Source organism: Nitratireductor sp. StC3, from assembly GCF_003015025.1.
In the GTDB taxonomy this organism is placed as follows: domain Bacteria; phylum Pseudomonadota; class Alphaproteobacteria; order Rhizobiales; family Rhizobiaceae; genus Mangrovimarina; species Mangrovimarina alexandrii.
This window is the reverse complement of sequence record NZ_PYBP01000003.1, coordinates 471,022-479,008: the sequence shown is the minus strand read 5'-3', so window position 1 is coordinate 479,008 and position 7,987 is coordinate 471,022. Positions and strand designations below refer to the sequence as shown.

Annotated in this window: 10 protein-coding genes and 1 tRNA gene; 4 read left to right on the top strand and 7 right to left on the bottom strand. The window is 64.9% G+C overall.

The genetic code is table 11. The features are described from left to right. Nucleotides 1-142 (top strand): transposase (locus tag C7T96_RS09390; protein ID WP_146149156.1); only part of this gene is annotated, 142 nt, incomplete at its 5' end. A 387-nt stretch (nt 143-529) separates the two neighbouring features. On the opposite strand, the gene C7T96_RS09385 is transcribed toward C7T96_RS09390, so the two are convergent. Together C7T96_RS09385 and C7T96_RS09380 are read right to left on the bottom strand one after the other, a co-directional pair. Continuing rightward, nucleotides 530-604 (bottom strand) — tRNA-Val (locus C7T96_RS09385). A gap of 75 nt (nt 605-679) precedes the next feature. Next, a complete protein-coding gene (locus tag C7T96_RS09380; RefSeq protein ID WP_106570922.1) occupies nt 680-1,042 on the bottom strand; it encodes a response regulator in 363 nt (120 codons plus the stop codon). Between the two features lie 191 nt (nt 1,043-1,233). Here C7T96_RS09380 and C7T96_RS09375 point away from each other — a divergent pair, with 191 nt between their 5' ends. Together C7T96_RS09375 and hisN are read left to right on the top strand one after the other, a co-directional pair. Next, nucleotides 1,234-2,175 carry an N-formylglutamate amidohydrolase gene (locus C7T96_RS09375; RefSeq protein WP_106570921.1) on the top strand — a complete coding sequence of 314 codons (942 nt, stop codon included), beginning with the start codon at nt 1,234-1,236 and terminating at the stop codon, nt 2,173-2,175. 219 nt (nt 2,176-2,394) lie between these two features. Beyond that, nucleotides 2,395-3,165: a histidinol-phosphatase gene (gene hisN, locus C7T96_RS09370; RefSeq protein WP_238719942.1), complete on the top strand. Its 771-nt coding sequence runs from the start codon at nt 2,395-2,397 to the stop codon at nt 3,163-3,165. Between the two features lie 27 nt (nt 3,166-3,192). Here hisN and C7T96_RS09365 read toward each other — a convergent pair whose 3' ends face one another. Beyond that, nucleotides 3,193-4,188, bottom strand: coding sequence for an alpha/beta hydrolase (locus C7T96_RS09365; RefSeq protein WP_238719943.1), 996 nt, complete (start codon nt 4,186-4,188; stop codon nt 3,193-3,195). Between the two features lie 410 nt (nt 4,189-4,598). Between C7T96_RS09365 and C7T96_RS09360 the strand changes: the two genes are divergently transcribed. Continuing rightward, nucleotides 4,599-5,069: an Hsp20 family protein gene (locus tag C7T96_RS09360; RefSeq protein ID WP_106570920.1), complete on the top strand. Its 471-nt coding sequence runs from the start codon at nt 4,599-4,601 to the stop codon at nt 5,067-5,069. A gap of 75 nt (nt 5,070-5,144) precedes the next feature. Here the strand turns inward: C7T96_RS09360 and C7T96_RS09355 are convergent, their stop codons facing one another. The 4 genes from C7T96_RS09355 to C7T96_RS09340 all read right to left on the bottom strand — a co-directional run bounded on the left by C7T96_RS09355 (nt 5,145) and on the right by C7T96_RS09340 (nt 7,883). Beyond that, nucleotides 5,145-5,744, bottom strand: coding sequence for a DoxX family protein (locus C7T96_RS09355; RefSeq protein ID WP_245414106.1), 600 nt, complete (start codon nt 5,742-5,744; stop codon nt 5,145-5,147). A gap of 32 nt (nt 5,745-5,776) precedes the next feature. After that, nucleotides 5,777-6,565: a DNA-binding domain-containing protein gene (locus C7T96_RS09350; protein ID WP_106570919.1), complete on the bottom strand. Its 789-nt coding sequence runs from the start codon at nt 6,563-6,565 to the stop codon at nt 5,777-5,779. After that, on the bottom strand, nt 6,549-7,457 hold the full coding sequence (locus C7T96_RS09345) for a DUF692 domain-containing protein (protein ID WP_106570975.1): 909 nt from the start codon (nt 7,455-7,457) through the stop codon (nt 6,549-6,551). Before C7T96_RS09345 ends, C7T96_RS09350 begins: the two co-directional genes overlap by 17 nt. A 123-nt stretch (nt 7,458-7,580) precedes the next feature. After that, nucleotides 7,581-7,883, bottom strand: coding sequence for a DUF2282 domain-containing protein (locus tag C7T96_RS09340; protein WP_106570918.1), 303 nt, complete (start codon nt 7,881-7,883; stop codon nt 7,581-7,583). Between the last annotated feature and the right edge of the window lie 104 nt (nt 7,884-7,987).

The window sequence follows — 7,987 nt, the reverse complement described above, 5'->3', positions numbered from 1 at the left end:
CCTCTACCGCCAACGGCACAAAGTCGAAAACCTCTTTGCCAAACTCAAGGACTGGCGGCGTATCGCAACACGCTATGACCGGTGTGCCCACACCTTCTTCTCCGCCATCTGCATCGCAGCCACTGTCATCTTCTGGCTTTGATCAATGAGTCCTGAGCCTAGCTGCGAGATTTCAAAAAAGGTTGTCCACGCGGACATTGGCCCGGCCAGTGGGGATAAAGGCGCCGCCGATCCTGCCAAGCGACTAGTGTTAAGCCGTCGGTCGGCGGAGGGTTCGTGACGGTCATTGGCGGGGCGTGGCCAGATCGCGCGGCGGGCAGGGGCTCGGTTTGGATCTGGGGGTGAGACGGCGGTTTTTCGAGCGTCGTCGGTTGCGCGGCCCCGGACGGGCGGTGGCGCCCCGCGCAGGCGCGGTCGGGTGGCCGTGGATGTTGGACCCGCCGTCCCCTGTTTTCCTGCAAGTGAGGGTCTTCGGGTGATAGAGGGAGGAAGGAAGACGGCTGTAAACTGTTGATTTTCTTGAGGCTGATGGTGGGCGTGACAGGGATTGAACCTGTGACCCCTACGATGTCAACGTAGTGCTCTCCCGCTGAGCTACACGCCCATCAGCGCCGCGCATAGACCACACAAATCATGCCGGCGTCAATGCCGAAAATCCACCGTCCGGCGGCGGCCCTTGTCAGGCCGCTTTCAGCATCTTTTCGACCTCGCTGACGAGCTCGCGCAGATGGAACGGCTTCGACAAAACCTTGGCGTCCTTGGGGGCTTTCGAATCGGGATTGAGCGCGACCGCGGCGAAGCCGGTGATGAACATCACCTTCAGGTCGGGATCGATCTCGGTGGCGCGGCGCGCGAGTTCGATGCCGTCCATCTCCGGCATGACGATGTCGGTCAGCAAAAGCGAGAACGGCTCCTCGCGCAGCCGTTCATAGGCGCTGGCGCCATTGTCGAAATCGATGACGTCGTAACCGGCCCGTTCCAGCGCCTTGACCAGGAAGCGGCGCATGTCGTTGTCGTCTTCGGCAAGTAGGATTCTCGTCATGGATTCCCGTCCGCATTCCAGAACAGAGTCGGCCGCCGTGCCGCCCGTTAACCAAATCAGATATATGCGTAGGGTAAGGTAAACATCAAGTGAACCGTGGTCGCGTCCGGCCGCCCGCGCGCCATTTCGCCTTGCCGCCGGGGTCGCAGGGCATCCGGCATGCGATTGGTTCTGGACAGGCCGGAGATCGGATGGCACTTTCGCGGCATGACCAGAGCCTGCCCGCGGTGGATCCGTCCTTGATGAGCGTCGCCGACGATTTCGCCGGCGCCGCGCCCTTCCAGACGCGGCGTCCCTCTCACCAGAGCGTCCCCTTCATCTTCAATTCGCCGCATAGCGGGCGCAGCTATCCCGAACGGTTCCTGGCGCTGTCCAGGCTCGACCGTCAGGCGATCCGCCGCTCGGAGGATTGTTATGTCGATGAGCTGTTCGCCGCCGCGGTCAGCTTCGGCGCGCCGCTGCTTTGCGCCAATTTCCCGCGCGCCTATCTCGACGTCAACCGCGAACCGTGGGAACTCGACCCGCGGATGTTTTCGGAAACCCTGCCGGCCTATGCCAATATCCGCTCGCCGCGCGTGGCGGGCGGGCTCGGCACGGTGCCCAGGATCGTCGGCGAGGGCCAGGAGATCTATGCCGGCAAATTGCCCTTTGGCGAGGCGCGGCAGCGGGTCGAGACGTTCTACAAACCCTACCATGCCTGTCTTGGGCGGCTGCTCAGCGAGACGCAGGCCGCCTTCGGGCTCGCCGTGCTGATCGACTGCCACTCCATGCCGGCCAGCATCCGGGTCGGCGAGGCCGGGCTGCGGCCCGACTTCATCATCGGCGATCGCTTCAACACCTCCGCTTCCGCGGCACTCAGCGAGGCGGCGATCGGCATCCTGGTTTCGCTCGGCTACACCGTCGCCCACAACAAGCCTTACGCGGGCGGTTTCATCACCGAACATTACGGCCGGCCGGCGCGAGGGCTGCATGCCTTGCAGATCGAGGTCAATCGCGGGCTTTACATGAACGAGCGCAGCTATCGCAAATCGAGCGGTTTTCTGCCGCTGGCCGACGATATGGCCCGGTTCGTGGAGCGTTTGATCGCGGCGGCCGGCTTCGGCAGGCCGCCAATGCCCCTGGCGGCGGAATAAGGCCGGATAGACACAAAAAAAGACCGCATCGCGAAGACGACACGGTCCAAGTCTAGGGAGGAAACGCCCAAAGGGCATGAACGGACAAACCGTTCATCAAAATCGTATTGTGCAATGCACAAAAGTCAAGTGTCGACGGTGGAAAACCCGAATTTCACCGTTTGGCAGACCGAGAATGCCATTTATATGTGGCAAATCTGCAACAAAATGAGGTTCCACATGGCAACGGCGGAGTTATTGCGCCGAATCGCGGCTGCGGCCGCCGAGCAAACGCTGCCGCGGTTTCGCGGCGCGGGCGCGGTCGCCAACAAGCAGGCGGCCGGCTTCGATCCGGTCACGGAAGCCGACCGCGAGGCCGAGCGTGCGATCCGCGACATCATCCGGGCGGAATTTCCCGATGACGGCATTGTCGGCGAGGAACACGGGGTGGAGAACCCCGACGCGCGCCGTGTGTGGGTGATCGACCCGATCGACGGCACGCGCGCCTTCATTTCCGGCGTTCCGCTGTGGGGAACGCTGGTCGGCCTGCTGGAGGACGGCAAGGCAGTGGCCGGGTTGATGTCGCAGCCCTTCATCGGCGAGCTTTATTACGCGACCGGGCAGGGGGCGTTCTACGAGGGCCCGGGTGGCGCGCGGCCGCTGGCCACGCGTGCGACGACGTCGCTTGCCGAGGCAAGCTTGTTCACGACCACGCCGGCGCTGTTTCAGGGCGCGCTGCGCGCCCGCTACGATCGCCTGGAGGCCGCCGTGCGGCTGCCGCGCTACGGCACGGATTGCTATGCCTTCGCGATGGTGGCGGCCGGCCATGCCGACATCGCGGTGGAGGCCGGGCTGCAATCCTACGATATTGCCGGCCTGGTGGCGCTGATCGAACGGGCGGGCGGGGTGGTGAGCACCTGGCAGGGCGAACGGCCGGAAGCCGGTGGCGACATCGTCGCGGCGGCGACGCCGGCGCTGCATCGCGCGGTGCTCGATCTCGTCGGCGATTGACCCGGCGGGACCGGCCGCGCGCGGCCGTCAGCTGAGCGCGGCGTCGGTGCCGGGCACGAAGGCGGAAAAGGCGGCCAGGAACTGTTCGCGATAAATGTCGGCTTCCTGCAGCAATTCGTGGCGCGCGCCGTCGATCGTCAACAGCGAGGCCGCCCGCAGCCCGGTCGCGTAGTGCTCGATGGCGCGGGTCGACACCACCCTGTCCGCACCGGCGGCGACGAACAGCGTCGGCACCTGGATACGGGCGGCGAAGGCGGGGTCCGTCACCTTTTCGATGGCGCGGCAGGCCGCGCGCACCCAGCCGGCGGTCGGCCCGCCGAGCGCCAGATGCGGGAAATGCTGGTAAAGCGCGATGTTGCGCTGGTAGCGGGCGAAATCCGTGGTCAGCTTGTTGGTGGCGAACGGTGGCGGGACCGCGGGTCGACGGCCCCAGCCCAGATAGATCGTGCCCAGACCGAGCGCGTAAAGCAGCGAGCTGATCCGGCGCAGGCCGGTCACCGAGGCGTTTTGACCCTCGAAGGCGAGGAGCGGCGCCGACAGCACCATGCGCCGGACCCGGTTGGTCAGGGTCGGTGCGGCGAGCAGCGCCACCAGCGCGCCGGTCGAATGGGCGAGAATGTAGAACGGGCCGCGACAGTCGGGCAGCGCGATGTCGGTGAAGAACTGGTCTAGATCGGCCGCGTAGTCGTCGAAACTATCGACATGGCCGCGCTGCGGATCGCGCGTGAGGCGTTCGGAACCGCCCTGGCCGCGCCAGTCCATGACCGCGGAGCCGAGCCCGAGCTTGGCCAGATCGCCGATGGTCTCGAAATATTTTTCGATACATTCGTTGCGGCCCGACAGAATGATCACCGTGCCCTTCAGGGGACGGGCCTGCGCAGGAAAGAGCGCGTAGCGCAGTCGTTTGCCGTCCCGGCTGTCGAAATAGCCCGCGCGCGCCCGTTCCGGGACGGGGTTGTCCGGGATTTCGTGAAGCACGGCCGTGTCTTTGTCTTCGACCGGCATGTCGGCGCGCAGGTTCATGGTTCGGTGATACGGAGCGACTTGGGCAAAAGCAAAGAAAATCAGAAGTCGTCGCGGGCAAGGGACTGTCGAAAGGTCAAGGCCGGAGGCGCTGGCAGCGACCTCCGGCCTCTGTCGATCCGGGAGGAAGGGACGTTACACCCGGACCGAGCTGGTGCGAGGCGGCGTTGCGCCCCGATCTGTTGAGAAAACACTAGCGCGGCGAAGATGAACTCGGGCCGAAACCACGGTTCATGTCCGGTTCAGGAAGAAAACCGGGCGCCGGCGTCCCTCTTGAACAGCGTTTTTGCCCTTCCCAAATAAGGTCTGCGGCCGCCGCACGATCGGGGTCGCTGGCTTCACGGAAATGCCGGTTCGGATTTTCGGAAAACGCCAAACGCAAACCTTGTTGCTCAACAGGAGAACACACCATGCGTCACGTTGATTTTTCGCCGCTCTATCGCTCGACCGTCGGTTTCGACCGTCTCTTCACGATGCTCGATTCGCTGGCCCAGCCCGACAACGGCCAGACCTATCCCCCCTACAATATCGAGCGCACCGGTGAGGACGCCTACCGGATCTCGATGGCGGTGGCCGGTTTCGCCGACACCGACATTGCGATCGAGGCGCACCGCAACGTCCTGACCGTCAAGGGCGAAAAGACCGAGAGCGATGGCGAGCAGGATGCCGAACTGCTTTATCGCGGCATCGCCTCGCGCGCCTTCGAGCGCCGCTTCCAGCTTGCCGACCATGTCGAGGTGACCGGCGCCGAACTCAAGAACGGCCTGCTGCATATCGACCTGAAGCGCAATATTCCCGAGGAGATGAAACCGCGCAAGATCGCGATCTCCGCGGCCAATGGCGCCGGCTCGAAGCAGATCGAGGCCGACGTCGCCCGATAAGGCGCGTCGTTCGACGCGTGTCGAAACGATCCGTGGCGGCGCCGCCTGCGCCGCCACTTTTTTGCATGGGCCTGGCTAACCCTCTCGGTGGCGCGTGAACAGGTGGTCCAGCGACAGCCTGCCCGCGCCGTGGACGACGATGATGGCGAGAACGAACACCCATAAAAGCCGCTGATCCCAGATGATCGCGTCGGGCATGCGGTCGAACATCGCGCCGACCGATCTGGTGTCGAGCCCGTGCTGGGTGACGTCGACATAACTCTGCACGATGACGAAAAAAATCATGCCGAGGGCGGCAAGCCTGCTGAACAAGCCAACGACGATCAAAAGCGGCAGGACGAATTCCGTCCAGGTGCCGAGATACACGATGACGTCATAAGGCCAGGCGAGCGCGGTTTCGTCATAGCCGCGGGCTTCCATCACCTTGGGCAGGATCGACACATAGGCTCCCGACGAGGGGCTGAGAAAGCCGAAAATCCCGTCGGAGAACTTTCCCCAGGACGAATTGAGGTAATAAAGCAAAAGCACGCTGGCGAAGACGACGCGGGCCGCAAGGCCCGTGAACCATCCGGCCAGTGCCGCTTGGAGGCCGGAAAAGAACGTGTCATGCAGGCGCATCGCCGCGCCGAGCGGCCCGACCGGCTTGCTTGTACGCTCATCGCTGTCGTCATCCATGATGCCGTTCCATTTGCTGGCTCCGGGCGATGTCATGCGGCGGGAACAAAGATATCGGCGAACGCGCCAGCTTCCATCATGCCGGCAATATTGGCGCCGAGGTCGAAACGTGGCTCGGCCTCGCTCGCCTTTGCGGCCGCCTCGCCGAGCGGCTTTCCGGCACAAAGCAGCGTCAGGAACGCCGCGCCGCCGGGCGGCAGCCTGCGCACGAAAACCTCCAGCGCCGGTCGGGTGACGAGCGCGTCCTCGCCGTCGCGCTCCAGGATCTTGCCGACCGGACCGCTGGCCCGGTTGGCGGCAAAGATCGTCACGGCCGGATAGGCGGAGCGCACAATCCGCATGGCGGGGTGCGGTTCGAAGCGCAGTGCCGGCAGGGCATCGTGTGGAACGCTCGCCAGCTTTGCGGGCGCCAGCGGGGCGCGGTCGGCGGCATGGTAGGCGTCGAGCCAGGCCCGTTCGATGCGGGCGACGTCGCCCAGCCAGGGTAGAGGGCGCGTATGGTCGAAACCGTCTATGAAGGCGGCGAAGCTGTGGCCGTAATCGAACAGCAGCGGCGAGCGGGGCGGTTCGCGGCGCACGTAGAGGCGCGCCATGTCGCGAAAGAAGGCCTCCCCGACAATGCGCTTTACGGCGGGAAACGTGTCGGCGAGCGCGTCGATGAGGGAGACGGTGACGTTGTTGCGATAGACGTTGTAGCGGACATCGCCGGCCTTGGCGCCCGGTCCGGCGACGCCGGGCGGCGTCGGCCTGTCGGGGTCGAGAAGCGGTGCCGCGAACGGGCCGGCGAAGGCCGCGCCGGAGGGATTATTCGGCTGCGGCATGGTGGACGTCCCGCGCGCTGGCGGCGGCATGGCGATCGAGAACGGCCTGGGCGGCGTCGGCCTCGGCCTTGAGCACGGGCCAGTCGGGAATGTCGCCGTCCCATTCGACCAGCGTCGGGATCGTTCCGGCGCGTTCGACGACGATGTCATAGAGCTTCCAGACCGCGTCTGAGACGGGGCCGTCATGGCTGTCGATCAGCAGCGGCTCGCCCTCGTCGTCGCTCTGCTCGCGATGGCCGGCGAGATGGATCTCGCCGACATGCTCGAGCGGGAAGTCGGCCAGATAGTCGAGCGCCGAAAACCCGTGATTGGTTGCGGACACGAAAACGTTGTTGATGTCGAGCAGCAGGCCGCAACCGGTGCGCTTGACGATTTCGCGGATGAACCCGGTCTCGTCGTAGTCGGAGGCCGCGAACGCCAGATAGGTCGAGGGATTTTCCAGCAGCAGCCGGCGCCCGATCGCGGCCTGCACCTGGTCGATGTGCTCGCACACATGGCGCAGCGTGTTGTCGGTATAGGGCAGCGGCAGGAGGTCGTTGTAGAAAACATCGTCGTGGGTCGACCAGGCGAGATGTTCCGACACGATCGCCGGCTCGTAGCGCTCGACCAGCGCTTTGAAGCGGGCGAGGTGGGCCGCGTCGAGCGGTTGCGGCGCGCCGATCGACATGCACACGCCATGCAGCAGGACCGGATAGTCTTGCCTGATGCGGGCCAGAGCCGCATGCGGCGGGCCGCCGGCGCCCATGTAGTTTTCCGCGTGGACCTCGAAAAAGCCGACCTGGTCGCGCCCGGCAAGGATCGCGTCGAGATGGGTGTGTTTCAGGCTGGCGCCGGCGCGGCCGGACACGGGGCGCGCCGGAAAGCGACCGTTTGCGTTGTCGGCATGCGGCATGGCGGAGCCTTTCAAAACGGCGGGGATGCGAACACGATGGCGTTTCGGCGACGCGCCATCGTGTTCGAAATGCGGGTCCGGCAAACCTTCTTTGGGCTGCCGGAACCTGTCACTGGCCGGTTCTTAGGACGGCAGGTCGCGCTCGAGCGGCTCAAGCGAGCCCATGCGGTCGCCCGGCAGTTCCATCGTCGCGCAGGTGCCGGCATCGACCAGCTTCCAGGAATTGCCCTGATAGTCGACGCTCGAGGTGCCCTTGCAGGTGGTGCCGGGGCCGGCGGCGCAATCGTTCTGGCCGGCCATGGCGACGCCGTAGCATTTTTCCTTCTCCTGGGCCTGGGCCGCGGTGGTGGTCATGGCACCGGCGGCAACGGCGCCCGCCACGGCGCTGGCCAGATAAGCGGCGCCGATCATGGTTTTGGTCGACATGGTGTTCTCCTCTCGGTTTCAAGAATTCCGGCCGGCTCAAGCCGGCAAGACACCATTTCAAATGCGCCGCTCACATGGAAATAAAGCCGGCGAGAGCGATCATC